Annotated in this window: 26 protein-coding genes, 1 pseudogene and 1 riboswitch; of the genes and pseudogenes, 21 read left to right on the top strand and 6 right to left on the bottom strand. The window is 28.5% G+C overall.

All coding sequences use genetic code 11. The annotated features are described in order from the left end of the window. Window positions 1–465 precede the first annotated feature (465 nt). The 5 genes from B5E92_RS10075 to B5E92_RS15515 all read left to right on the top strand — a co-directional run bounded on the left by B5E92_RS10075 (window position 466) and on the right by B5E92_RS15515 (window position 3513). Window positions 466–684 (top strand): hypothetical protein, encoded by a 219-nt coding sequence (locus tag B5E92_RS10075; RefSeq protein ID WP_087301768.1) that lies wholly within the window; start codon window positions 466–468, stop codon window positions 682–684. Further along, window positions 681–1274 (top strand): hypothetical protein, encoded by a 594-nt coding sequence (locus B5E92_RS10070; RefSeq protein ID WP_087301766.1) that lies wholly within the window; start codon window positions 681–683, stop codon window positions 1272–1274. Before B5E92_RS10075 ends, B5E92_RS10070 begins: the two co-directional genes overlap by 4 nt. Next, window positions 1271–1534, top strand: coding sequence for an ABC-three component system middle component 6 (locus B5E92_RS10065; protein WP_087301764.1), 264 nt, complete (start codon window positions 1271–1273; stop codon window positions 1532–1534). Before B5E92_RS10070 ends, B5E92_RS10065 begins: the two co-directional genes overlap by 4 nt. Then, entirely contained in the window at window positions 1491–3197 is a 1707-nt protein-coding gene (locus B5E92_RS10060; protein ID WP_087301762.1) for a DUF2326 domain-containing protein, read from the top strand. The genes B5E92_RS10065 and B5E92_RS10060 overlap by 44 nt, the downstream gene beginning before the upstream one ends. Window positions 3198–3366: 169 nt before the next feature. Further along, window positions 3367–3513, top strand: a complete 147-nt coding sequence (locus B5E92_RS15515; protein ID WP_158095216.1) for a hypothetical protein — start codon at window positions 3367–3369, stop codon at window positions 3511–3513. Between the two features lie 483 nt (window positions 3514–3996). Here the strand turns inward: B5E92_RS15515 and B5E92_RS10050 are convergent, their stop codons facing one another. Then, the gene (locus tag B5E92_RS10050; protein WP_087301758.1) at window positions 3997–5439 is read right to left on the bottom strand and encodes an AAA family ATPase; all 1443 of its coding nucleotides are present in this window, start codon (window positions 5437–5439) and stop codon (window positions 3997–3999) included. A 341-nt stretch (window positions 5440–5780) separates the two neighbouring features. Continuing rightward, window positions 5781–6083, bottom strand: coding sequence for a helix-turn-helix domain-containing protein (locus tag B5E92_RS15675; protein WP_204245264.1), 303 nt, complete (start codon window positions 6081–6083; stop codon window positions 5781–5783). A gap of 127 nt (window positions 6084–6210) precedes the next feature. Here B5E92_RS15675 and B5E92_RS10040 point away from each other — a divergent pair, with 127 nt between their 5' ends. The 4 genes and pseudogenes from B5E92_RS10040 (at window position 6211) to B5E92_RS10015 (ending at window position 9268) form a co-directional block, all read left to right on the top strand. Beyond that, window positions 6211–6408 (top strand): MarR family transcriptional regulator, encoded by a 198-nt coding sequence (locus B5E92_RS10040; protein WP_087301756.1) that lies wholly within the window; start codon window positions 6211–6213, stop codon window positions 6406–6408. 95 nt (window positions 6409–6503) lie between these two features. Next, window positions 6504–7443: pseudogene (locus B5E92_RS15390) on the top strand (IS3 family transposase). An 81-nt stretch (window positions 7444–7524) separates the two neighbouring features. After that, window positions 7525–7656: an ATP-binding protein gene (locus B5E92_RS16015; RefSeq protein WP_087301748.1), complete on the top strand. Its 132-nt coding sequence runs from the start codon at window positions 7525–7527 to the stop codon at window positions 7654–7656. Between the two features lie 481 nt (window positions 7657–8137). Continuing rightward, window positions 8138–9268 (top strand): RES domain-containing protein, encoded by a 1131-nt coding sequence (locus B5E92_RS10015; protein ID WP_087301746.1) that lies wholly within the window; start codon window positions 8138–8140, stop codon window positions 9266–9268. A 275-nt stretch (window positions 9269–9543) separates the two neighbouring features. Here B5E92_RS10015 and B5E92_RS10010 read toward each other — a convergent pair whose 3' ends face one another. Both B5E92_RS10010 and B5E92_RS10005 read right to left on the bottom strand, forming a co-directional pair. Beyond that, entirely contained in the window at window positions 9544–10404 is an 861-nt protein-coding gene (locus B5E92_RS10010) for an IS3 family transposase (RefSeq protein ID WP_255376216.1), read from the bottom strand. A gap of 30 nt (window positions 10405–10434) precedes the next feature. Next, window positions 10435–10719 carry a transposase gene (locus tag B5E92_RS10005; RefSeq protein WP_204245262.1) on the bottom strand — a complete coding sequence of 95 codons (285 nt, stop codon included), beginning with the start codon at window positions 10717–10719 and terminating at the stop codon, window positions 10435–10437. 1193 nt (window positions 10720–11912) lie between these two features. Between B5E92_RS10005 and B5E92_RS09995 the strand changes: the two genes are divergently transcribed. The 12 genes from B5E92_RS09995 (at window position 11913) to B5E92_RS09940 (ending at window position 22390) form a co-directional block, all read left to right on the top strand. Beyond that, window positions 11913–14450 (top strand): AAA family ATPase, encoded by a 2538-nt coding sequence (locus B5E92_RS09995; RefSeq protein ID WP_158095215.1) that lies wholly within the window; start codon window positions 11913–11915, stop codon window positions 14448–14450. A 13-nt stretch (window positions 14451–14463) separates the two neighbouring features. Next, on the top strand, window positions 14464–15744 hold the full coding sequence (locus tag B5E92_RS09990) for an McrC family protein (protein WP_087301772.1): 1281 nt from the start codon (window positions 14464–14466) through the stop codon (window positions 15742–15744). Window positions 15745–15833: 89 nt separating this feature from the next. After that, window positions 15834–16478: a cupin domain-containing protein gene (locus B5E92_RS09985; protein ID WP_087301735.1), complete on the top strand. Its 645-nt coding sequence runs from the start codon at window positions 15834–15836 to the stop codon at window positions 16476–16478. 149 nt (window positions 16479–16627) lie between these two features. After that, window positions 16628–16843 (top strand): hypothetical protein, encoded by a 216-nt coding sequence (locus B5E92_RS09980; protein ID WP_087301732.1) that lies wholly within the window; start codon window positions 16628–16630, stop codon window positions 16841–16843. Between the two features lie 83 nt (window positions 16844–16926). After that, complete coding sequence (locus B5E92_RS09975) at window positions 16927–17436, top strand: hypothetical protein (RefSeq protein ID WP_087301730.1); 510 nt, start codon at window positions 16927–16929, stop codon at window positions 17434–17436. A 25-nt stretch (window positions 17437–17461) separates the two neighbouring features. Further along, a complete protein-coding gene (locus B5E92_RS09970) occupies window positions 17462–17800 on the top strand; it encodes a nucleoside triphosphate pyrophosphohydrolase (RefSeq protein ID WP_087301728.1) in 339 nt (112 codons plus the stop codon). Beyond that, on the top strand, window positions 17793–18752 hold the full coding sequence (locus B5E92_RS09965) for an HNH endonuclease domain-containing protein (RefSeq protein ID WP_087301726.1): 960 nt from the start codon (window positions 17793–17795) through the stop codon (window positions 18750–18752). The genes B5E92_RS09970 and B5E92_RS09965 overlap by 8 nt, the downstream gene beginning before the upstream one ends. Window positions 18753–18793: 41 nt before the next feature. Next, window positions 18794–19132: a nucleotide pyrophosphohydrolase gene (locus tag B5E92_RS09960; RefSeq protein ID WP_087301724.1), complete on the top strand. Its 339-nt coding sequence runs from the start codon at window positions 18794–18796 to the stop codon at window positions 19130–19132. A 370-nt stretch (window positions 19133–19502) separates the two neighbouring features. Then, a riboswitch (PreQ1 riboswitch) is annotated at window positions 19503–19549 on the top strand. A gap of 69 nt (window positions 19550–19618) precedes the next feature. Beyond that, entirely contained in the window at window positions 19619–20101 is a 483-nt protein-coding gene (locus B5E92_RS09955; RefSeq protein ID WP_087301722.1) for a QueT transporter family protein, read from the top strand. Window positions 20102–20103: 2 nt separating this feature from the next. Further along, window positions 20104–20793 (top strand): radical SAM protein, encoded by a 690-nt coding sequence (locus tag B5E92_RS09950; RefSeq protein WP_087301720.1) that lies wholly within the window; start codon window positions 20104–20106, stop codon window positions 20791–20793. Window positions 20794–21065: 272 nt separating this feature from the next. Further along, a complete protein-coding gene (gene efp, locus B5E92_RS09945) occupies window positions 21066–21623 on the top strand; it encodes an elongation factor P (protein WP_087301718.1) in 558 nt (185 codons plus the stop codon). Between the two features lie 20 nt (window positions 21624–21643). Then, a complete protein-coding gene (locus B5E92_RS09940) occupies window positions 21644–22390 on the top strand; it encodes an SDR family NAD(P)-dependent oxidoreductase (protein WP_087301716.1) in 747 nt (248 codons plus the stop codon). Window positions 22391–22521: 131 nt separating this feature from the next. Here B5E92_RS09940 and B5E92_RS09935 read toward each other — a convergent pair whose 3' ends face one another. Together B5E92_RS09935 and scfB are read right to left on the bottom strand one after the other, a co-directional pair. Then, a complete protein-coding gene (locus tag B5E92_RS09935) occupies window positions 22522–23853 on the bottom strand; it encodes an aminotransferase class V-fold PLP-dependent enzyme (protein WP_087301714.1) in 1332 nt (443 codons plus the stop codon). After that, entirely contained in the window at window positions 23853–25238 is a 1386-nt protein-coding gene (gene scfB / locus B5E92_RS09930) for a thioether cross-link-forming SCIFF peptide maturase (RefSeq protein ID WP_087301712.1), read from the bottom strand. The genes B5E92_RS09935 and scfB overlap by 1 nt, the downstream gene beginning before the upstream one ends. Between the last annotated feature and the right edge of the window lie 26 nt (window positions 25239–25264).

Below are 25264 nucleotides of genomic sequence, written 5' to 3'. Positions count from 1 at the left end.
ACAGTTAAGATAATTTGCATATTATTTTCTCAAATTATTTTAACTGTTTTATTATATTTATTAATTTTATTTGACTAATTCCTTTATTTTTTTGTTCAAATAATCTGCTAATCAACACGGTGATTTTACTCATGAAGTCAGAATCATTAGGAAAGGAAAATTAAGAAAATTTAAGGAGTCGATAAAGAGATTTATTAAAGAATTAAAACCATATGATTTACAGGATATCTCAGATGAAACACTTCAACGATTAATTAATTCATATAATTTGAATATGAGTGATATTCGAGAAAAGTATTCGGAGGAATATTACCACAGAACAAAACAGTCTAAAATGAATTTTTCGTAATATCCGTTGATATAGAGGTACTTGTGACCTCTATATTTTTTAGTTTGATTATGGTACACTTATCTATAGACAATAATGAATTGTTCTGTACGTGAGTCAAAACAAGGAGATATACTATGGATTGGACATTAATTTTAACAGCAATCGGAACAGTAGCAACAGTTATTTCAACAGTAGTTGCTGTTAGTGCGAAGAATGAATCAAAAAAAATATTGAAGCAGATAAAAGAAGAAAAGAGTCGTAATGTAACAAACCATGGACAAGTAAATGTTACTAACAGCGGGAATAACTCAGGGGTAATCAGTGGTATTAATTCAGGAGAAATACATTCATGATAAGTGACAAGTACAGTATTCAAAATAGTGGTGAAAATTCTGGCGTGATGGTAGGAAGTAATAGTGGCAGTATTTATGTAAATCTGCAAAAAGCTGTTAAAATACCATCACTTATTTCTAATTTGGTTAAGTTGTTAGGGAATGTGTGTATCGAAGAGGAATATTCTGCTAGTGCGTTCAATACACAAGAATTTAAACCTGACGATAAAATCGAATATAATGGTGTAATAGTATACAGAGAAATCATAAAAGAATTCTCTGCATATTATTTAACCTGTGATAGCTATTTGAATGCATATGATGACTCACATATTAGAGGTAAAGCCAAAATTCTAAAATGTGTTCACATGTGGTACTTATATGCAAAAGGTCAAGTGTTGTCAGAAAATAAAGAATCAGGAAAAAATGAAATGGATATTGTACGAGAAAACTCGGACAGAATTATAGACATGGTTAAAGACCAAATTTTAAGAATCGTTCAAGAAGCTGGAGAAATGGAGACTACATACCAAGAAGATATGGAACTTGGAATAGCATGTTTTACTTGTTACTGTTTTATGGAATGTAAGATATTGGAGAAGCCGTTATGATTGTAAATGCAGAAAGAGAACCGGATCTATCCTTGTATTATTTGGGTGGAGTTTTGTTGGGAATTTTAGAACAAGAAGAAGTTATACCGCTCGAAGAGTTGTTATGTGAAGTTCGGAATCGATTGAAGAAAAAGATTCATGTGGATTTTATGTACTATACATTGGATTGGTTATTCTTGTTATCATTAGTTAGAATTAAGAAAGGAAAGGTGTATTATGAAAATAAAAAAACTGATAGTACGGAAAACCAAACCTTCTGAAGAAATTATTCGAGAGATTCCTTTTAATGAAAAAGGACTCAGCTTGATAATTGACAATACTCCTAAAGATATACGTGAAAGCGGAAATAGTGTGGGAAAATCCACAGTAATAAAAATTATTGATTTATGTTTAGGAGCAAAATCTACCAGAGAATTGTACTACGATTCTGATACTCGGAGTGAAAATACAGAAATAAAGACTTTTTTGCTTGAGAACAAAGTACAGGCAGAATTAGTTTTAATTGATAAGAATCGGAAGGAATATATTATAAAAAGAGATTTATTTCCACGTGGAAAGAAATATATCTTTGATGAAGCTTATAATGAAAATGAGTTTTGGAATGAATTAAAAAAAATAATTTTTAATTTAAAGGAAGATAAGCCAACATTTAGACAACTTATTCCCAAATTTGTCCGATTAGATAATATGGCTGAAGACCGTATCATAAAGTTTTTACCAATGATGACAACCAATGACACATACGATTTGATATATTGCTTTTTATTTCAGATTTACAGTGAGATACTTTTGAATCGAAGAAGTGAAATCAATGATAAGATAGCTGAATGTCAAAAGACAATTCAGGCATTGGAGAAAAGTAAAAGCATTATTTCTTTGAGTGTCTTAAAACAATCGTTAGAAATTGTGAATACAGATCTTGATATGTTGAATGAAAAAAGAAAGAAACTGTCTTATATGGATGCATATAGGGAAGAGTTGGATAAAAAAAGGAAATTGACGGTAAGGATTAATGAATTGCAAGAAAATATGCAATTCTTGGAATTTGAAATAGATACCATTGAAGGAAGTGTTGCAAAACTCTTGCAGGAAAAGAAAGATGTTGATTTTGCTACATTGCAGGCTATTTATGAAGAAGCAAAGAGCTATGTGCCTAATCTTCAAAAAAGTTTTGAGGATATGGTAATGTTTCATAATTCTATGATACAAAATAGAATTGATTTTATCCGCTCACAGTTATCTGTAAAGCAGGAAATGTTGGAACAGTATTCAGGAAAACTGAACGCTATTCTTTTAGAAAAAGAAAAAGTTACCATAGAAGCTTTGGATGAAGGGCTGCTAGATGAACTTAATATGTTGAATAAGCAGATAGAAGAGTTGTCTTTAAAGAAAGGAGAAATTCAGCAGTCTATTAATCTACTAGAAGAACAAGAACATGCTCGTTCTCAGTTAAGTAGGGAACTTAGCGAGATTGAAGACCAGATGGAAAGCGATGGAGTTGAAGAAAAAATAAAGAAATTCAATCAGATATTCGCTGGCTACTGTGATAAATTATATGGAGAAAAATATTTACTTGCATATAATGAGAATTGGAAAGAAGAAGAAAAATTCCCAATAAGCATTGCATCACTCGGAGGAAATGTTGGAACAGGAAAAAAGAAAGCCGTTATTGTAGCGTATGACTTGGCTTATATGCAATATGGCATAGATGCTGGTATTCCAGTTCCTCAATTTGTTATTCATGATAAAATGGAGAATACACATATAAATCAGCTTAAAACTATTTTTGAGATATGTGATGGAATTCAAGGACAATATATTATTCCTATTTTAAGAGAGCGTATTGATAAGATAGACGATAAATATATTGAAAAAGCTAAAGTTCTGGAATTAAGTTCTACAAATAAATTTTTTGGAGTATAAGATAAAGCCGATAGACTTCTATCGGCTTTTATCATTACATAGGAAGTTTATCACTACCCATCGGTGGTGTGTAGGCTTCCTATTTTTTTATTCCCAAATTTAAGAAACGGTGGTTAAACGATTATGAGTGGTGAAGTCAAAAGGAGACCTTTTAACAGAAGAAATTCTTATGTTGACTAAAATGAATTGGAACAGTGGTGATAGTCTATACAAAACTCTGCCCGTTACTTTGGACTTTGCTAAGGTGCTTTCACGAATGTCAAAACAAAATGAAATTCTTTTTGATAAATTATATGATTTTAGATATTTTATGTAAATGTATCTTATCATCATTTTTAATATCTCAAAGTATCCAAAGTAAAAAAATATGAATATATTTCAACCATATTTTATTTGTTTTTAGTTAAAAAATGTTTTTGAGTAGTCCTAAATAAATGAGCATGGACACATTTATTTGTTTGTGTTTCGCAACTATTTACTAAAATGCCAGTAATCATGCAATACTGTTGCCTTGTTACTTTTTATGTAGATAGGGAAAGGGGACAGATAATTTTTTGGACAAATTATGTTTCTGACTTGAGTGTATTTTGAGCACAAAACAAAATTCAAAATATTAAAATCTGATATAATCTAAAAATATTAAACAAAATAAATGATGAAATACAATATAATACAGGTTAAAATGATACATATTAGTTGAGTTCGAATAATATAAATAAGCCAAGAAATGCCGAATTTACAGCGTTTCTTGGCCCATGTTTTTTGTGATGATAGAATGACACAATTTTTGAAGATTCAATTAACGACAAAGTTCTATTAATAATTCGATAGAACAACGTAGTTCATCTTCTGTAAATGTTCTCGAGGGGTCAGGATGGTCTATAGCATTACGTATATACGTTGTCAAAGTTGAATATATTGTGGTATTGTGTGATGATATTTTTTTGTGTAATGTTGCAACATATTGACTTTGTTGAGTAATGTAAGTATCACAGTCTTTCACTGAACAAAAAGTTTTTCCAAGAGAAAGAGCAACTTTTTGTTGCAGATAGCCATATAGTTCAATGTGATAGTCGTTTGATACAATATCAAAGGCTACATAATTTAATTCGGCGGCTGTAACAGAAGGTAAAATTAATGGTGCAGATATAGTGTTCATCTCAACATTATTATTTATTCTTTTCATTAAAATGATGGCCGTATTATCCGTGTCTGCAAGAGCTGAATCCAGCACATATTGTGAATGAGTGGCAATAAATAACTGGGAAGTTTGATTATTGTTATTGTCTATGAATAATTTTCTGTAATAATCAAAAATTTTAGTTTGCCATTTAGGATGTAAACTTATTTCTGGCTCGTCAATTAAAATAGTGTTACCTATTATACTTTGTTGATTGCGTAACAGGAACGCTCCTCTAAATACTATTTGTTTTTCTCCTGAACTGAGAGAAATAATATCTACTTCTTGATTATATTTTTTAAACATTGCCTTTTTGATATTATTTTCGGTGACAATTTTATAGAAATTCAAATTGTCAAATACTGTAGAAAATGCTCTTTTAAAACGATTGATTCGCACATTTTTTATGTCGGCTGGAGGAGCTATACCTTCATGTTCATCTACCCAACTCTGCAAATCAATAGCATCGTTGGTGTGAATATCAATAAATAATTGCTGAATCTCTGTTCCGAGGTTGTTACTACTACGCAAACTATTTTCAATATCTTGATCGATTTCTTGAGCAGTTATTTTTGATGTGGCTTGTGGATTGTAATTTATTTCTACTGTTGAAAAAACAGATTTAAATAACTTTTTTACATTTACACTAGCAAAAAGGTGAGAAGAAGCGATGTTTTTTATTGAGACATCACCACCTTTGTCTGTAGATAAATATTTTACTTTAATACGACCCCAATAATTAGGTTGAGTGGTAAAATCTTGAATTATTTCGAATTCACCAGTTGGTGATATTATAGGAGTTGAGTTGTTCATATTTGAACTTATTAATGAAAGCTCTTCAGTTGATAATAGTACTGTGAAAGTTCTTTTTTCTGAACTAACTATTCCGCCGGTTGGAAGTGTAGAAAATTCATAAATTAAATTTAATAATTGAGTTTTACCACTACCATTTTCGCCGGCAAGTATAATGGTATCTACGATACTTCCATCATTCTTTGTAAAATCAAATGTTGCATTTCCGAAATAGATATTATTTTCTAACTGTATTTTTTTGATTTTCATATATAGTAATTACTCCTTCTTTGGTTTCTTCTTCCTCTTCGTATAAAAAAATCTGGAAACAAATCTTTTAACGATTCAGCGACTTAGTCGCTATCATCAATATTTTCCACAATCAATTGGTCTTTTTCATCAAGATTAAGTGATATGGAATAGGAATTATCATTGTGTACCAGATTCTTAGGGAACATGATTTTCTTTCAGCCAGTATTCTGATTATGTTATATCTCCATCTTCTAACTTTTCTCGAAGTCTCACCCGGTACTCAATCACTGTTTTAAATGCATTTAAATCTTCCTGTGAACGTGGTCTGGTACATGAAAGGCGGTCTTCAAATTTTAGTACTATACTTCCCCATCCTTCATGGTAAGACGAAGTCCGTATGCCCATTCAATGTCAAATAGTACATGTAAAGTACTAAACATGTTTGCAACATCCGAGTCGGAAAGTGCAAAAAAGCTAACATTCAAATTATTTGCAATGTTCAGCAATGTTGCTTCATCAGGATATCGGGTGCCAAGTTCATAGTTTCTTATGGTGGATTCGTTGAGTCTACATTTATCAGCCGATTCCTTCTGCATCATATCAGCTGCAATTCTAAAGTTTCGAATCAAATAGCCTATGCGGCTGGCAAATTTTTCGCCCATACAGAAGCTTTTTCTTTTTTTATTATATACAGTATAACATTAATAGTACAAAAATGAAATGTTATTATAAAACACAATACAACCGTTCGAAAATAAACTGAATAATAAAAGCGAGAGGAGGATATCTATGGAGAGTAAACGATTCATCACAGCACAGGATGTGGTGGAAGAGCTTGGAGTATCAGTATCGTATGAATATAAGCTCATACGACAACTGAATGCAGAACGTGAAGCAGATAGATTTGTGGTAATCAAAAGACGAGTCAGTAGACAGTATTTTGACTCACGAATCTACGGAACAATGGATAAGAAAGAGGAGGTTTAATGGCGGTTATCAAAAAACTGGATAGGTTACACTAAATTAGACAGTTGTTAAAAGAACTGTTATAATTAAGAAAATTAAAAGCAAGATAATCTAGAATGGCAGGAGAAAGAAGTACTTACAGTGATGCATTTAAACAAGAAATGGTTGAATTATATAACAGCGATAAACCTAGAGCTGAATTAATTCGTGCATATGAATTAACTCTTTCTGTTTTATTTTCATGGATCAATAAATATAATTCTACCGGTTCATTTAATATCGATAATAACACTTAGATCATCATTATATTATAATTGTAATAATAAATTAAATAAGAAAAAATCTAAGGATCATTATTTGACTGCTTTAGTAAAAGAAATATTTAAAAACAGTCGAAACAACTATGGCTTAAGAAAGATTAAAATAGAATTGGCTAAACTAGGCCATATTATCAGTAATAGAAGAATTAGACATGTTATGCAGGAAAACTACCTAGTATTAAGTTATACAGTTAAGCAGTATAAAGTACATCACGCAACATGTAATAATGATAATATAGAAAATAAACTCGATAGAAATTTTAACCAGGGAGAAAGAATGAAAGTAGTAGTTAGTGATCTAACATATGTTAATGATGGCAAATGGAATTGTCTTATGTTAGATTTGGATAACGGATAGATTGTAGGATATGTAGCTAGTAAGAATAAAAATTCTAAATTAGTAAAAAAAGCACTTTATTCAATAAAATATGATTTACGAAAAATAAATTTGTTTCACAGTGATCGAAGAAGTGAATTCAAAAATGAAGATATTGAAAAAGTATTAAAAACATTTAATATAAATAGGTTATTAAGTGCTAAAGGATGTCCTTATGATAATGCAGTTGCTGAAGCAACATATAAAATAATAAAAACAGAGTTTGCGTTTAATAAAAGATTTGAAAGTCTTGAGGAACTAGAACTTGAATTATTTGATTATATAAACTGGTATAACAATGTGAGGATACACGGTTCACTTGGCTATAAGACACCAGTTGAATTTAGGATGTTCTCATAGAAATTGTCCAAAAAAGTGTTGACAATCCACAATGACATTGAATCAGATAAACAAATATAAAACAAAATTTGAGAAATCTGATTGGTAATCGTTGATGAATTAGGGTACTATTTCTTTGACAAAGAACGTGGAGAAATACTCTTTAATTTATTATCGTCCCGTAATCAAAAAGAAGTAACTATTATAACATCAAACCTCTCATTTGACCGATGAAATAAAATATTTAATGATTCAGTGTTAGCAGGTGCAATTATTGATTGTTTAGCGTATAAGTCATATTTGATAAATATGACAGGAGATAGCTATAGAATCATAGCTACAAAAGAATGAAATGAAAAACATAGATAAAATTAAAAATAAGGCATATGATAGAGATTAATCATATTCCTTATTTGGATATAAAGTGGCTCAGTTTTAAAATGATTTGTGTATCACTTTTCGTTGACAAATACAATAGGAGAGAGTAGAATCATATAATTATTAATTAAATTAATATTCAAATATATATTGAATTTTGCTTTATATTGATGATATTATGTAATTAAAACATTGTTATCTGCTTTGTTTTTGAAGTTGCGATAAAATGAAAAATTTTCATTTTTATAAGATTTATATTATGAATTAGAAAAATAGAAAATGATAAATTTAATAAAAAATGTTAGATGTAGGTTAATATTTATATAGGAGGGGGCAAATGTGTAATAAGGATTATGAAAAATGGTATAATGTTTTTTATACAGATAATGGTCGTAAAGAGAATTATAAATTTCCAAAAATAATTAACAAAGATAATGAATATTATTCTTCTGTGATAGGTTTAATGGACAGTTTATTGACAGATATGAAAGAAGAAGATATAAATGGTGAATTTATAGAAATTGCAAAAAAATATAAGAGTATATTTAAAAATATTTTAGATGAATATTATTCAGGCAATATAATTAAGGCATACGATTTAGTAGAAAAATTAGTCAATGAATATAAAGAAAGTGATATTTTAGTTTCTAATATTTCTAAAAGCTACTCATTTAATTATTATGTAATAGGGAATAAAAAATGGGATGAATTCGTATTTTATCGAGCAAGACTAGGAAGAGAAGAACATAATTATACTAAAGATGATTTAAAACATACCCCTTTTAACATGATTTCTAAAATTGGTACTTATAGATTTAGTATTCCTGGACAACCTTGTTTATATTTAGGAACTACAACTTATGATTGTTGGTTAGAAATGAAAAAACCTCAAAATAATGAATTTAATGCAGGATGTATTTTATTAAAGAAAGACTATATAATATTAAATTTATCTATTGATGTAGGTTTTTTTACAGAGATGTCTAAAAGTATTAAACAAAATATATTAAAAGATTTATTTAAATTACTATTAGTAAGTATGGTAACTTCATATTGTATTAGTGAAGAACCTAGGTATTTTAAATCAGAATATATTATTTCACAACTATTTACATTAGCATGTAAATCAAATGAAATCGATGGTATAGCATATATTAGTAAAAGAGTTTCTTCTAATGCATTTGGTCATGATATTTGTATGAATTTAGCATTATTCATACCATATGAACATGGCAAAGAATATTCGGCGATAACAGAAAATGAAATGATAATTGGGATTCCTGTTAATTTTGCATTTTTTGATAAATTGTATTCTTCTATAACGGGTTCAATTATAGACAGGTTGCCTTTTGAACGCTCTCCGTATATAAAAAATATAGGAAATTTTGAATATCAAGTACCTTATAAGAAAACAAAATTTTACGATTTTGATAAGTATTTATATAAATTGACAAAAAATAATAGATAATATTTCTATAATCAATGATGTTAATCTTTTGTATTTGTCAATCGAAAAGTACATTTGTATTTCTTTAGATTCATAATTATCACGATTATTGAAATATTAATAAAGGCTAAAGTAACTCAATCATTTGTTGATATGTATCCTCTTTACTGGACTATCCAGTAAGGAGGGTACATATCAAAATCCTTATGCGTTACAGCCTCTTTTTAATGTTTAGGTAAGGATTGCTACTTGGTACTATGTCAAGATTTCGGACTACATAAATATGAGAAATTTAATTAATTGTTACTGACTATATAGTTGTATTCATATTCATTTGGTGATTTGAAATCACAATGTGAATGTACCCTTATCGTATTATAGAATCCTTCTATGTATTCAAATACTAATCTATATGCATGTTCATAATTTGTTATCTTAAATCTGTTTAACCACTCTCTTTTTATTAATGCGTGATATGATTCTATACATGCATTATCCCATGGTGTCCCTTTTCGCGAATAGCTTCTCTTCATTTTTTTAGTTAGCTTTTTATATTTTTTGGATGTATAGTGCACCCCTCGATCGGCATGGATCACTACTGGTTCTGCACTTTTTCTCCTCTTTTTTGCTGTTTCCAGACATTTTAATACTTCTTCTACTTCTAATGTTTTACTTAGTGTCCACGCTATTATTTTTCTTGAATACAGATCCATTATACTGTTTAAATATACAAATCCTTCATCAGCCGTCCATATATATGTTATATCGGTACACCATGCCTGGTTTGGTCTTTTTGGATTAAAATCTCTATTAAGGATATTTTTTAGTTTATTTGAAAAATCACAGTCTTTTGTTGTTATTGTATACGGTTTGATATAATGGGCTTTTATTTTGTTTTCTCTCATTATGTTTCCTACATATTTTTCGCTTATTTTTTCTCCTTCTTTTTTTAGTATTCTGGTTATTTTAGGTGCTCCATATATCTCTTTTGAATCCTTATGAATTTCTTTGATTCTTTCTGTGATTCTTGCTTTTCTGATTTTCTGTCTGCATGTTTTTCTTTTTAAATATTCATAATATCCCGATTTACTTAATTTTAGTTTTTTTAGCATACCGGTAACTGAAGCCTGTCTATCACTTTTTGATTTTTCTTTTATTTCCTTATAAAGATCCTGCTTAGTTATTTGCTAAGTCATGCCAATAGCCTTTTTTAGGACTTCTAAAGCATCCTGTGTATCTTTTAATTCTTTTTTTAATCTGGCTATTTCCTTAGCTTCATCGCTTGAATAATTACCACTCCCTCTTGAATTGATTATACCATCATTATTATTGGCATCTTTAAGCCATTTATGGACTGTGCTGTCAGCAATACCAAACTTTTTAGCAACTGCTACTTTAGATTCGTTAGGATGATCTAATACATATTGAACCACTCCCTGTTTAAATTCATCTGTAAATGTTGGTTTAGTCATTGTCATATACCTCTTTCCTGTTTTTTGATTTAAGCTTATGACATTGTACCATATACTAGCTAGTTCTTCCATTTAACCAGTCCAGTTTTTATTCTAGCATCAAAATATATATTCAATATATGTCTGACAGGTAAAATATTTTTTAAGATGGTGATCAAACAATCTTATTTTGATGTCTGAAGAATGATAAACTTTCTATGATATTTATCGCAAAGGAGGATTACAAATGAGTATATTTAATGTTTATTATGGTACTACATATAAACAAGAGCGTGTAGGAAAAATGTTTGGTCCCTAGATTAAATAAGAATGGTAAAAGAAATAAGGGATACACAACAATGACTTATGTTGAGAGATATGATTTTATTTTACATCATTCTAATAATGAAATAGTCTCTATTAGTGTAGCTATATCCAATTGTTATGATGCTAAAAAACCTCATGAATTATCTGAGATTAATAATAATTGAAATAAAGATGGATATCGTATAGATGTTAAATATTATGATTTTGATAAACCCTTAATATTATCAGAGCATAAATCTTGACTTAAAGCAAATTATACTAAAAATAGTGCCTTTACAATTGGTGGAACAGGTAAGCAACAGTATATGTGTACATTAGATGATAATCATGCTAGATATCTTTTAAACAAGATTATTGAATTACAAGTTACAAATAATACTATTTCAAAATTAAAAGAAGCATTATCAAGTCTTGTTCATTAAGTAATATAATAACGTGTTAAAAAGAGATAATTCATTTTATGGACAATTAGATTAATTATCTCTTTTTTCATATGTTGTTTGAAATTGCATCATAGTAAGATAATGAACATTATATACAGATTTGATAAATCATTGTGATAGAAAGTATGAGTATGTATTGAATAAGAGAGATTAGTTATAACGACTAATATCATTTTCATATATGTTATATTTAATGATGATGTTAGTAAGTATTTATCTTATTATTTTGACATCTATATACATAATTTAAGATAATATTGTTAGTTTATACAACAATGTATAATTATAAAATTTATACTTTAATAGGAGGGAAATAAAAATATAGCAAAACCTGCACTAACATGGATTGACTTTTATATGGAATTGGCATCAAAACTTGTTGCATATAGAAATAATAGACAAAAACTACTAGAAATACTTCAAAGAATTTATCGTGAAAATAATATGAAATTTCTTAAAATTGAAAGAGATGGAATTGCTATTGACATCGATCCATTTAGGGTATTTGGAATGTTCAATAAAGGTATTACTAAAGATAATCGAATATTAATACTTGAAGGTATTGCAAAGGAATTTGATGTTAAAAGAGATGTTCCATCTGATTTTGATGGTATACCTGTATTAAACAACCAAAATTCCTTATTTCTCTATTTTAAGGATGATAGACAACCTGAAGATATAGATAATCCTTGGGATATTTTTGAAGAAGCAATAAAGTATGCTGATAATCCAGAACAAAGAACTATTAGTAATATCGCAGATTATTATGATAAAGTAATAGGTCAATTAGGAGTTAAATGGAATATTACTATGGGATTATATTGGATTCGTCCTTATATATTTGTTAATTTGGATTCAAAAAATAGAGACTTTTTAATTTCTGAAAAGTTAATTGATAATAATATATTTGATAATTTAGGTAAACTAAAACGATTACCTACAGGTAAGGATTATTTTTTGTTATGTGAGTATCTAAGAATGAAATTTAACGAAAAGGAATATGAGTATCATTCCTTCCCAGAACTTTCATTAGCAGCATGGACTGCTACTAAAAAGAATAAAAAAGAAACAGATATTGAATTAGAAAATGATAATAACAGTGAGACTACTTACTGGTCTTCAAAAGAAGAGTACGATCCAGGATTAACAGTCAATGATTGGGTTACTTTTTTAAAAGAGGATAAAAAGAGATATCTAGCTACTTTAGAACTACTGAAAGCAATTTTAGAACTTGGTGGAGAAGCTACTTGCACAAGTGTAGGTGAATTATTAGGTGAACATCCAACAGCATGTTCTAGTAGAGGTAACACACTAGGTAAAAGAGTAAAAAATAAGTATAATCTTTTGCCATGTATGGATGGTGAGAAAGAAAGATATTTTCCGATTCCTTTTGTGGGGAGATATGTATATGAAAATGGCGTTAAATTATATTCTTGGAAATTAAGGAATGAATTAAAAGCTACTTTAGAAAGTATGAATTTAGGTGAAGTGAACACTCTTGAGCAAGTAACAGATATTAATAAAAATACGATATTATATGGGCCACCTGGCACAGGAAAAACATATAACACTGTTGTTTATGCTGTTGCAATCATTGAAAACAAAAAGTTACAGGCTGTTAAAGATGAAGATTATTTAGAGGTCTTTGAAAAATATAATACATATAAATCAAAAGGACTTATTGAGTTTACAACATTTCATGAATCTTACGGGTATGAAAAATTTATTGCAGGAATAAAAACTGTAATGGATCATTATGATAAAAATTATAGTGATATCCAATATGAGCTTAGTTCGGGACTATTTAAAAGTTTTTGTGAAAAAGCCAGTTGTCAATCAATAAGATTAAATAGCGAAGTAATCCAATTAAATAATTCTTTATCAGCATGGTCAATTAATTTAGATAATGTTTCTTCTAATTCAACTTATGAAGAATGTATTAAAAATGACTATATTAAACTGGAATATGATGATATTAAAAATGATGAAATGATTTTTAGTATCGATAAACAACAAATAATATATGATTTTAAATATAATATTCAGATAGGGGACATTGTTTTATTATGTAGCAATACATCATCTATTAATGCGATTGGTATTGTAACTGGTGAGTACAGCTGTCACAAGGAATATGAAAATATTAGTATTTTAAGAAAAGTCTCTTGGTTTTTTAAAAACTTAAATACAAAGATTAACGAAATAAATGACAAATTTATTTTACCACTAGTACCAATCGCTAAATTAGATCTGTCTTATTTAGATGTTATTGATCTAATTACTCAATTGGCTGATGATACAATAGAGATTAAAGAAAATAATCATAACTATGTTTTTGTCATCATTGAAATAAATCGTGGCAATATTTCAAAAATATTTGGTGAATTAATTACTTTAATTGAAACAACTAAACGGATTGGAGAGCCTGAAGCTATGGAAGTAAGATTGCCATATTCACAAAAGCTTTTTGGAATTCCTAATAATGTTTATATTATTGGAACAATGAATAATGCTGATCGTTCTATTGCAACGATAGATACTGTTTTGTGTAGAAGATTCAACTTTAAAGAAATGTTACCTGATATGAGTGTACTCGAAGGTATTTATGTTGATGATGTTTCTATAAAAGATATAGTTTCTAAAATGAATAAACGGATATCTGTTTTGCACGATAGAGAACATACGATAGGCCATGCTTACTTTTTAGCATTAAAAGAAAATCCTACTGTAGAAATTCTGGGAAGAATCTTCTCTAATAAAATAATTCCTTTGTTGCAGGAATATTTCTATGAGGACTATGAAAAAATACGCCTGGTTTTAGGAGATAACAATAAAAATAATTCTGATGATCAATTTATTATTAAAGTTGTTAATGACTATAGTGAATTATTTGGAAACATTGAATTTCAATTTGATGAAACTTATACATACGAAATTAATGATTTGGCATTTGAAAATATTGAATCATATCGGCAAATATAAAAGTGATATCATTATGCAAAAGATTTATTCTATTAGTGAATATGGTTCGTTTATCCGTGATAAAAATATTTCAGGTTATACCTCATTGCCAGAAAGCACATTTGATGTATTAGAAGATTTTTTGTTATCAAATTGTAACCAGGAAACTGATGCCTTGGAATTAATGGTGTTATCATCAAAAAAAGGAATTGGTAAAATAATTAAAGCAAAAAATTATGTAGGAATAATTGCAATGAAAGATGGAACAGTTATTGAAATATTGCCAAAAATTTATTCATCAAAAAAATATGATACAAAATCTGTAAAATTGTTATTGATTGAAATGCTAAAGACATTAAAAAATACTCCTTTTAAATCTTTGCAAATGAATAATTTAGATATTGAAAAGATTCCTGTCTTAGAAATATTCATTCGCATGTATATTGATGAAGTATTTCAAATAGTAAAAAAGGGATTAAAATGCAATTATGAAACAAAATCTTCAAATGAGTCGTTATTTCGCGGAAAAATGAATTTTTCAAATCAGATTAAATATAATTACGCTCATAAAGAACGATGTTTTGTAGAATATGATGATTTCAATACAAATCGAATTGAAAACATATTATTAAAATCAACTCTTGAACTACTGTACAAGAAAACAATTTCATCTAAAAATAAAATGGATATAAAAACATTATTAAACAGTTTTCAAGATGTCAATACATCAGATAATTATAAAAAAGATTTTGATAAAATAGTTATAGATAGAAATACAAAAGATTATCAAAAAGCTCTAGTGTGGAGTAAAATATTTCTGATGAATAAAAGCTTTTCTTCATTTTCAGGATCACATGTAGCTTTTTCACTATTATTTCCAATGGAAACATTGTTTGAAAGCTATATTGCATTTAACATAAGCAAATTATTAAAAACAACAGATTATAATGTAACAATTCAAGATAGAAGATTTTACCTTTTTGATAAACCAACAAAGAAATTTGCTCTTAGACCTGACATTGTGATTCATAATGATGAGTCTTGTCATCCCATTATAATTGATGCAAAATGGAAATTGTTAGCGGAAAATAAAATTAATTATGGTATCTCACAAATCGATATGTATCAAATGTATGCATATCATAAGAAATTTAATGCTAGAAAAGTCATTTTAGTTTATCCAAAAGCTGAACAATTCATATCAAATAAAAAAATAAATTATTACTCTCAAGATGGAGTAGATATACGTATAAACTTTGTTGATTTGTTTAATTTAAATAATAGTCTAATTAATATAATTGATCTGCTTGATTAATTCATTAATAAATCCATATAAAAAGGTTAATAATTAATGTATAATAAAAATATCCAAACTAAATCAAGCTAAAAGAAAGGAATACTATAATGAAAGAAACAATAGGACAAGTTTTTTCAATCAGTAGAGATAATAAACCACTTCCATTTCTTACTATTTCTAAAGAGATATCAGATGGTATCATTTATTTCTCATTAGCTAAAAATACTGATATCTCTGCAGAAATATACTCTAATCATAAATTACTAATTGTAGTAGATGGCAATATGGAAGTATATATTTCAAATAAACAATCATTTCATCTAACAACATTAGAAATGATTGTTACTGATACTAATATTCCTATCGGTATTAAAGCAAATGAAGATGTTGTTTATACAGAAATCAATTTAAGGAGGAACGATAAAATGAATGAGTTGATCAAAGCAGGAGAAGTTTTTAAACTTAAAGATTTATTACCATATCAGGAAGGTAAAATCGTAAATATGGATTTCATCCATAACGACAAAATGAAATTTGTTGTTATGAGTTTTGATGAAGGAACCGCATTGTCAGAACATGCCGCTCCAGGAGAAGCTTTAATATTTGCTTTAGATGGTGAAGGTATCATTGGATACGAAGGAAAAGAACATGAAATCCATCAAGGTGAAAACTTCCATTTTGCTAAAGGTGGTATGCATTATGTTAAAGCTAAAGGTAAATTCAAAATGGCTTTGCTTTTAGTGTTTGAATAATTTTATCTACATGCAGATCAAATTTATTTTTGATCTGTTTTTTTGTAAAAGTAATAAATAATTGTTGTTATTTCATCAATAATGATTACAATTAAAGTATTGGAATAATAATATTTATAAAATATTTTACATAAAAAGGAGTAGTAATTATGGATAATTATCTTGATAAAATCAAAGAACAATTAAAAACAATGACTGAAAGAGAAAAAGACGAATGGATTTTAGCTCAGGTTAAGATTATGCCAGAAGATAAGCTGGAAGATGTATATAAAAGTTTAACTGGTATCAAAAAGATAATCAACATGCCAGGCCGTGATGAAATTGATGAGTTTTGTAATACGGTAAATAGTGGTGATATGTTATAGAATATTACACTTATTACGCTGAATTTCTAGATGGACGCTATTATGGTGACTGGGAATATTACTATCGTGACCTAAAAGGTGCTATGGATTTTATTGCATCAGTAATTAGTGGTTGTTATAAATTAGTAACTTTACAAGAATATCAGGAAGCATCAGAAATATTAGATCAAATATTAAAATTAAAGTTTGTAATCGAAAACGATCTAGAATCAGAAGATAATTGTCCTGAAGATTATATGGATCTAGATTTAGCTAATAGCGAACGTTTGATTCCATTAGATAAAGATAATTTGTTTAAAGCATATGTTAGTTCATATATGTATATTATTGATGATAATACTGTTTTAGCTAACAAAATAGTTTCTATTTTAGAAATGAAATTATTTGAAAACTGTGATTTATCTTTTATTATTAAAACCAATAATAAAACTTTATTAAATGACATAAAAGATAAGTTAAATGAAGATTTAATTAAATTGGAAAAAGAACATCAAGATAAAAAAGCACAAGATGAATATTATAATGATTATTACGAAGATGAAGAACAGATTGAACATATTAGATCTTTAATAGTATATTTTAAAGATTATTAAGTTATAAGGATATTTGGAGAATTCTATGAAATTAATACATAATAAATTGGTAAGAGACAAAATACCAGAAATAATAAATCAAGCTAGTAAAGAATGCAAAATAAAAATATTAAATGATGATAAATACAGCAATGAGTTAAAGAAAAAGCTATGTGAAGAAGCTAAAGAAGTTTTAGAAACTAAATCAAAGCAAGAATTAATTGGAGAAATAAGTGATGTTCTAGAAATAATTGATGCTTTAAAAGAAGTTTACAAGATTGATGATCAAGAATTAATAAAAGCTAAAAACAGTAAGGCTAATAAAAATGGTGCTTTTAAAGAAAAAATATTTTTAGAATACGTTATCGATAATAACAATGAGTGAATATATCAAACTATGGCTAGAAATCATTGAAAATATGAACAATGATAATACATATAAACTAGCTTGGGGAAGAGCATTATTAGAATTGATTCTAGAAATCGAACATGTCAAAGATGATAATATTATCTCATTTAATGATATTGCTAAAAAAATGCTTAAATATTACTGGAATCAAATATACTTCTTTAACTTAAAACAAAGTCCAGCTAAAGTGCCGGTTATTGTTCAAGAAACTGAAAAATGTATTCACTTTGTTAGTCAAAAAAAAGACTCAAATATACCAATCTGGTTTGATCAAGCTGAAATATACTTAAAACAAGACCAAAGCTTCTATCAAAAAGAAATTAAAAAAATCGCTACTAAATTAACCTATGATGTATCATGGCGTTTTAAGATAGTAAAAGGAGATTCTTTAGAAATATATAATTTGGATATTCCTAATCGTGAAGTACATTTTACAAAATCAGATGTTTATGATTTAAAAGAATATGCTTTTGTTTTATCACAATTATTGAATTATCGCTGGGCGCAGTTATTAGAAAAATTTAATAATAGTCCAAAAATTGCTTCAAAAGTAAAAGGAATATCTGATGAAAAAATTAGAAGACATAATTTAAGAAAATACCGTGATATTCTTCTGGAACAAATGGAAGATGAAAAGATAATTGATTTTTATACTGACGATATATTAGATTTTAATGATATTTCAGTTGATCATGTAATACCTTGGTCTTTTATGTATAGTGATGATATATGGAATTTAGTATTAACTTCTAAATCTATTAATTCTAAAAAAAGCAATGCTGTTCCTAGTGAACAAATAATAAAAAAATTAGAATCCAGAAATATTAAGCTTCTTAAAGTAGTCAAAGAAGAAAAATATAAAAAAGAATTACAAATTGCAATAGACAATGATTATGTAAGAAAGTTCTATCTTTCATTCAAATTATAATAATCATAATTTGAAAATAGTATTGTTAAAATCAAATATTAATTTTTACTGTATGGAGATCTGTTTATGAAAAAGCAATTAAAGAAATTATAAAATTTAATAAAGAAAGAGATTGGGATCAATTTCATTCACCAGAAAATTTAGCAAAATCAATTGCTATTGAAGCAGGGGAGTTATTAGAATGTTTTCAATGGGATAATAATTATAATAAAGAAGCGGTATGTGAGGAATTGGCAGATGTGGTAAATTATTGTATTCTTATGGCCGATAAACTAAATGTTAATCTAGAAGAGATTGTGTTGAATAAGTTGGAAAAAAATCGTCAAAAGTATCCAGTTGAAAAATCTAAAGGGAGTTCCAAAAAATATAACGAGTTATGATTGTATATCAAAAAAATAATTTTTATATGGTGTAAAATTAGATTTAATTGAAGATAAACTCAAACAAGAAAACAGTACATAAAAATTTATCAAAAATGCTATATAGTTTTTTACTAAATCAAAGGTGAAACTATTTACATTGATTATATTATTGATTGTTGTAAAAATTAATCAAGAGATATAAAATTACACCGATCAATATTCTTTGGATTAACTATACAACAATGCATATTTTCATTTTTGTCAGTTTATTTATATGTAGAAAAAAGTATCGTGGTTTTGTGTTTTGTTTGTAAACTATTTGTTACATTATATTAGATTTTTGATAGTTGACAAATAATTAAAATTTTAATAAACTTTAATAGAATTGAATAAACTGGTTCGAAAGCCAAACCCAGTATAAAAAACTAAGAATAATAATGAAAGTGGCTTTGCCACTTTTTATTATTATTTGGCTTCAAACTGTAATTTTGGAGAGGTAAGAAAATGAAAAAAAGAAAAGATTTAATTAAGATGATTACTTTAAACGGCATGGTTGCTACTGTTTATGCGGTGTTAACTTTGATGATCCAACCGCTGGCATATCGAGAATTGCAATTAAGGTTATCAGAGATTGTTGTATTATTAGCATTTTATAACAAAAAGCTAATACCAGGGCTAGCAATAGGATGTTTTATAGCAAATATTCCTTCACCTTTAGGAATTATTGATTGGATCGTAGGTCCGGTTAGTACATTAGTTGTATGTTATTTTATGAATAGAGTAACGAATATTTATCTTTCGGCTTTAATTGGTTCGCTAGCAACAGGATTAATTATTGGTGGGGAATTGAGTTTAGTTTATCATATACCTTATTTAATTAATGCACTGTATGTTTTTATTGGTGAAGCAATTGTATTATATTTAGGAACATTTATTTTTAAACGATTAGAAAAGAATGTTAAATTTATAGAATATATTAAGGAGTAATTATGGAGCGTTATAGTCATATCTTAGAAAAAGATAAAAGAGAAATAGTTTTGTTAAAGTCAAGACCATGTATATGGGGTAAGTGTTCGTTTTGTGATTATATTGAAGATAATGATGTTAATCAAGATGAAAATAAGAAGATTAACGATGAGGTATTGAATAATGTAACTGGTCAATATGGAGTATTAGAAGTTATTAATTCAGGTAGTTTTTTTGAACTACCTGATGAAACAATAGAAAGAATATATAAAATTATTGTTGAAAAGAAAATAAAGAGATTATATATTGAAGCTCATTATTTATATAAAAAGAAGATAAAAGCTTTAAGAGAAAAATTCAAAATAGAGATTATAGTAAAAACTGGTATCGAAACTTTTAATGATGAAATGAGAAACAATGTTTTAAATAAAAATGTTCATTTTGATAAAATCGAAGAAATATTAGAAGATTTTGATTCACCTTGTTTGATGGTTGGTATCCAAGGTCAAACTAAAGAGATGATTAGAAAAGACATTGAAATACTAACCAAATATTTTGATCATGGAACAATTAATATATATCGTAATAATTCTACGCCAATAAAAAGAGACGAAGAATTAATAAAATGGTTTGACAAAGAATATCATGATTTAAAAAATAATAGAAAATATGATTATTTAGGAATCCCGACTGATTTTGGGGTTGGAGATTAGAATTTAGATATAAATTAAATACTAATAAACATATACCAAGAAGATAGTTTCTTTGAAATAGTTATTAATATTGCTTTATGATAGTTATATCTTATTTACGTTAAAATATGATGTTTCACTAATATAACTTATGGTTATATTAAAAGAAGCAGCTATATTAAAGAACTTACTAAAGAAAAACAAGAATAACTAGCATATTGTATCTTGAGGAATTAGTATAAAATTGATAAAATAGGTATGTAAAAAAAATATTTAGATTAGGAGTGGAATATATGGCTATTTTAGCAGGTGATTTTAGAACAGGATTAACTTTAATTGTTGACGGTGATCCTTGTCAAGTTTTAGATTTTCAACATGTAAAACCAGGTAAAGGAGCTGCCATCTTAAAAACAAAGATGAGAAACTTAAAAACTGGTGCAATTCAAGAAAGAAACTTTAATGCTTCTACTAAGTTTGAAGCAGCAAACATTTCTAGAAAAGAAGCTCAATATTCATATCAAGCAGATGGTACATATTATTTTATGGATATGGAAACATATGAAACATATGAATTGGCTGAAGAACAAGTAGGAGATACTAAATACTATATTATTGAAGGTTCAACTGTTTCATTAATGTTCTTTGAAGGATTATTATTATCAGTATCAGTTCCAGAAAAAGTTGAATTAACAGTTGTGGAAACAGATCCAGCAATTAAAGGAGCACCATCTAACCAAACAAAAGATGCTGTTACTAATACTGGATTAACATTAAGAGTTCCTCAATTCATTGAACAAGGAGAAGTAATTGTTGTATTTACAGCAGATGGTAAATACTCAGGAAGAGCTTAATTAAGCTCTTTTTTAAAATTATGAATAAAATTGTCTTAATTACCGGAGGAGCTCAAGGCATTGGTAGAGCTATTGCTATTGAACTAGCAAAACAGGGCTATGATATAGTAATTAATTACTTAACATCGTCAAAAGAAGCTCAGTCATTGAAAGAGATGATTATTAAACAATATAATGTTCGTTGTATGATAGTTAAATGTGATGTTTCTAAAGAAGACAAAGTTGATGAAATGGTTTCATTGATTGAAGATACTTTTGGTGGAGTTGATATTTTAATCAATAATGCTGCAATTGATTTATCAAACTTATTTCATTTAAAAAATGCTGAAGAATTTAGAAAAACATTAGATGTAAATGTAGTAGGGGCATTTAATTGTAGTAAGCGGGTATATCGTCATATGATTGATCAAGAATATGGAAGAATAATAAATATTTCTTCGACTAATGGGATTAATACTTATTATCCAATGTGTATTGATTACGATGCAAGTAAAGCGGCATTAATTTCAATGACGCATAATCTGGCTTTTGAATTTGCACCATATGTTAATGTAAATTGTATTGCCCCAGGATTCATTGGTACTGAAAATGAATTAGATGGATATGATGAAGAGTTTTTAAAAGAAGAAACAGAAAAAATAATGGTCAACCGTTATGGTAAACCAGAAGAAGTAGCTTATTTAGTTAAGTTTTTAATTAGTGATGAAGCAAATTTTATCAATAATACGATAATTCGGATTGATGGTGGACAAAAGGGAAGCTGTTAAAAATTATTTAAGATTTATAAATTTGGCATAGTCGAGCAAGTCGTCTATGCCTTTTTCCTTTAAAGAGAATACTTTAAAATTTGGATAGTTAAAAAGGAGCACAATAATGTATAGTGCTCCTTTAATCAAAGTTATTTTATTACATGACAGCTTAGAATTCTATAATATTTAAAGCATTCAACTGCTTTTTCATCAATTACTTCACCACAAACCAAAATCGGAACTGCCGGTGGACAACCAACAGAAGCTTTCGCTAAGACTCTACCAACACATTTATCGATAGGTAATGTTTCAAAAGGTGAAAGCATTGCCTCACGAATTGACATAGATGCAGTCGGATAAGAAAATTGAGGTAGTGAAATATTAATTGCTTGCTTACGGGGAATTTTTAATAAATAATCAGTCAAATATTGAATATCCGCTTCTTTAAGTGAAGGCGTAAACATAAAAACAACATAGTCTGGATCAGAAAATTCCACAATTATATTTTGCTTTGCTAATAACTTAGCAAATTCATTTCCACTATATCCATAATCCTTTGTAGCAATCGTTAATTTAAGTGGTTCATTACCAATAAGCTGATAGCCATTTTCGACAAGCTTTTGCTTCATAGTATCAATAATTGGAATAAAATCAGTTAATTTATTTGTCAGTTGTTCTAAATATACATTCGCTAAATCCAAAGATTGCAGTATCAAATAAGAAGGACTTGTAGATCCAAATAATCTAAATGCTTCTTTTACATCACTATCTAAAAAAGATAATCGTTTTTTTGATAGATGAAGATAAGCCCCTCCGGTTAATACAGGAAGTGTTTTATGAGCTGAGTCACAACACATGTCACAACCTAAATCAATTGGATGCAATGAAGTAGGGAGAAACTTCAAATAAGCGCCATGTGCATTGTCTACTAGTAATAAGACATCATATTTATGACAAACATTTGCTAATTCAAAAATTTTAGCTTGATTACCTAAGTAATCAGGTGAAGTAATATAAACAGCCACAGGTAATTGTTTAGCTTTTTTTAATTCTTTATCAAGTGTATCTGGTTCAATTAGACAAGATAGATACGTATTATGGGGCGAATATAACCACTTTACTGAAAAGTCTAATAAGGCAACAGCACTAATAAATGTGCTATGAGCATTTCTTGCAGCCCAAATTAAAGGATTTTTAGATTTTTCTTTTGCATATTGTAAAGTTAGTGATAACATCGCACGAATAGCATGTGAAGAACCTTCCGTTGAATAGAAGGTTCGCGAATTAAAAAGCTTACTTGCATTTAATTCACTTTCTTTGATGATGCCATGAGCTTCATATAAACTATCTGCTCCAACGATTTCGGTGATGTCGTAAGCCTCACACCCTAAATAGGAAGCTCCTTTATGACCAGGCATATGAAATCGTTTGGGATTTTGCTTATTATAACGGACAATAAAATCTTGAATTGGTGTTTTCATTATTCATTTCCTGAAAAAGCTCGATTGATGGCTACCATAATTGCACATTCCATTCTTTTGCGGAATAACTCACACCCAGCTTCATAAACACCAGTAATTGAACCTGTAGCATGGTATGCATTTGCTGCACAACCACCTGAACAATAAAGTCTTGCCCAACAGTCTTTGCATTCTGGATGAGCGTAAACGTTACATGAAGCAAATTTATCTTGGATTTGATGATTTGTTACACCTTTCCAAACATCACCTAATTTAAATTTTTCATCACCGACGAATTGATGACAAGGATATAAATCGCCCCAAGGAGTAACTGCCATATATTCAGTTCCTGAACCACAACCAGAAATTCTTTTATAAATACAAGGACCACCAGTAAGATCAATCATATAGTGATAGAAAGTGAACGGGTCGTTTTCTTTATCGTGTTTTAACATAAGTTCAGCCAGTTTTTCATATTGATCCATTACAATTTCCATATCTTCTTTGGTTAGAGCAGATGGATCATCAGCCCCGCTTACAACGGGCTCCATACTTAGTTCACGGAAACCAAGATCTAACATAGTTTGAACATCTTTTAAAAAGTCAGGATTTGCATGTGTAAAGGTACCACGCATATAATAGTCTTTGCCACCACGGGCTTCAACAAGCTTTTGGAATTTTGGGACAATTCTTTCCCAACTTCCTTTGCCGGCATAATCCACACGATAACGATCATGAATTTCTTTACGACCGTCTAAACTCAATACTACATTACTACATTCACGATTGGCAAATTCAATTACTTCATCATCAATTAACATTCCGTTTGTTGTTAAAGTAAAACGGAAATTTTTATTTTTTTCTTTTTCAATTGAACGAGCATAAGCCACTAAATCTTTTACCACTTGGAAATTCATTAGCGGTTCACCACCAAAAAAGTCAACTTCAAGGTTATGACGAGTTCCTGAGTTTTCAACTAAAAAGTCAAGAGCCTGTTTACCAACCTCAAAACTCATTAAAGCACGTTTACCTTTATATTTCCCTTGGCTTGCAAAGCAATACGAGCAATTAAGATTACAAGTATGAGCAACGTGTAGACACAAGGCTTTTACAACACCTGATGTTTTTTCTTTTAAAGTTCCAGCCATCGATTCAAAGGTATCATCAGCAAAAAGTTTTCCAGCATCTTTAAGTTCAGTGATTTGTTGATAGCATTCATACAAATCATTTTCGCTAATATCTAATCGATCTTTATAAATTTCTTTCATTTCTGAAATTAATGTGTCTTTATCTTTATCAGGATACTTGGCTATCATTTCATAAGCTACTTCATCAACTGCGTGAACAGAGCCTGAACAAACATCAAGGACGATGTTATATCCACCTAATTTATATTGATGTATCATATTTTAATTTCTCCTTTATAATATAA

This window comes from Erysipelatoclostridium sp. An15, from assembly GCF_002160675.1.
Lineage (GTDB): Bacteria > Bacillota_I > Bacilli_A > Erysipelotrichales > Coprobacillaceae > Thomasclavelia > Thomasclavelia merdavium.
Note: the sequence above shows the minus strand (reverse complement) of the source record. Positions and strands in the feature narration are given on the sequence as shown.

Bases quoted from the DNA above. Each gene is read 5' to 3' on its own strand.
- B5E92_RS10075 (WP_087301768.1), top strand. From the start codon at position 466: ATGGATTGGACATTAATTTTAACAGCAATCGGAACAGTAGCAACAGTT.
- B5E92_RS10070 (WP_087301766.1), top strand. From the start codon at position 681: ATGATAAGTGACAAGTACAGTATTCAAAATAGTGGTGAAAATTCTGGC.
- B5E92_RS10065 (WP_087301764.1), top strand. From the start codon at position 1,271: ATGATTGTAAATGCAGAAAGAGAACCGGATCTATCCTTGTATTATTTG.
- B5E92_RS10060 (WP_087301762.1), top strand. From the start codon at position 1,491: ATGAAAATAAAAAAACTGATAGTACGGAAAACCAAACCTTCTGAAGAA.
- B5E92_RS15515 (WP_158095216.1), top strand. From the start codon at position 3,367: ATGTTGACTAAAATGAATTGGAACAGTGGTGATAGTCTATACAAAACT.
- B5E92_RS10050 (WP_087301758.1), bottom strand. From the start codon at position 5,439: ATGAAAATCAAAAAAATACAGTTAGAAAATAATATCTATTTCGGAAAT.
- B5E92_RS15675 (WP_204245264.1), bottom strand. From the start codon at position 6,083: ATGGGCGAAAAATTTGCCAGCCGCATAGGCTATTTGATTCGAAACTTT.
- B5E92_RS10040 (WP_087301756.1), top strand. From the start codon at position 6,211: ATGGAGAGTAAACGATTCATCACAGCACAGGATGTGGTGGAAGAGCTT.
- B5E92_RS10015 (WP_087301746.1), top strand. From the start codon at position 8,138: ATGTGTAATAAGGATTATGAAAAATGGTATAATGTTTTTTATACAGAT.
- B5E92_RS10005 (WP_204245262.1), bottom strand. From the start codon at position 10,719: ATGACTAAACCAACATTTACAGATGAATTTAAACAGGGAGTGGTTCAA.
- B5E92_RS09995 (WP_158095215.1), top strand. From the start codon at position 11,913: ATGAAATTTCTTAAAATTGAAAGAGATGGAATTGCTATTGACATCGAT.
- B5E92_RS09990 (WP_087301772.1), top strand. From the start codon at position 14,464: ATGCAAAAGATTTATTCTATTAGTGAATATGGTTCGTTTATCCGTGAT.
- B5E92_RS09985 (WP_087301735.1), top strand. From the start codon at position 15,834: ATGAAAGAAACAATAGGACAAGTTTTTTCAATCAGTAGAGATAATAAA.
- B5E92_RS09980 (WP_087301732.1), top strand. From the start codon at position 16,628: ATGGATAATTATCTTGATAAAATCAAAGAACAATTAAAAACAATGACT.
- B5E92_RS09975 (WP_087301730.1), top strand. From the start codon at position 16,927: ATGGATTTTATTGCATCAGTAATTAGTGGTTGTTATAAATTAGTAACT.
- B5E92_RS09970 (WP_087301728.1), top strand. From the start codon at position 17,462: ATGAAATTAATACATAATAAATTGGTAAGAGACAAAATACCAGAAATA.
- B5E92_RS09965 (WP_087301726.1), top strand. From the start codon at position 17,793: ATGAGTGAATATATCAAACTATGGCTAGAAATCATTGAAAATATGAAC.
- B5E92_RS09955 (WP_087301722.1), top strand. From the start codon at position 19,619: ATGAAAAAAAGAAAAGATTTAATTAAGATGATTACTTTAAACGGCATG.
- B5E92_RS09950 (WP_087301720.1), top strand. From the start codon at position 20,104: ATGGAGCGTTATAGTCATATCTTAGAAAAAGATAAAAGAGAAATAGTT.
- efp (WP_087301718.1), top strand. From the start codon at position 21,066: ATGGCTATTTTAGCAGGTGATTTTAGAACAGGATTAACTTTAATTGTT.
- B5E92_RS09940 (WP_087301716.1), top strand. From the start codon at position 21,644: ATGAATAAAATTGTCTTAATTACCGGAGGAGCTCAAGGCATTGGTAGA.
- B5E92_RS09935 (WP_087301714.1), bottom strand. From the start codon at position 23,853: ATGAAAACACCAATTCAAGATTTTATTGTCCGTTATAATAAGCAAAAT.
- scfB (WP_087301712.1), bottom strand. From the start codon at position 25,238: ATGATACATCAATATAAATTAGGTGGATATAACATCGTCCTTGATGTT.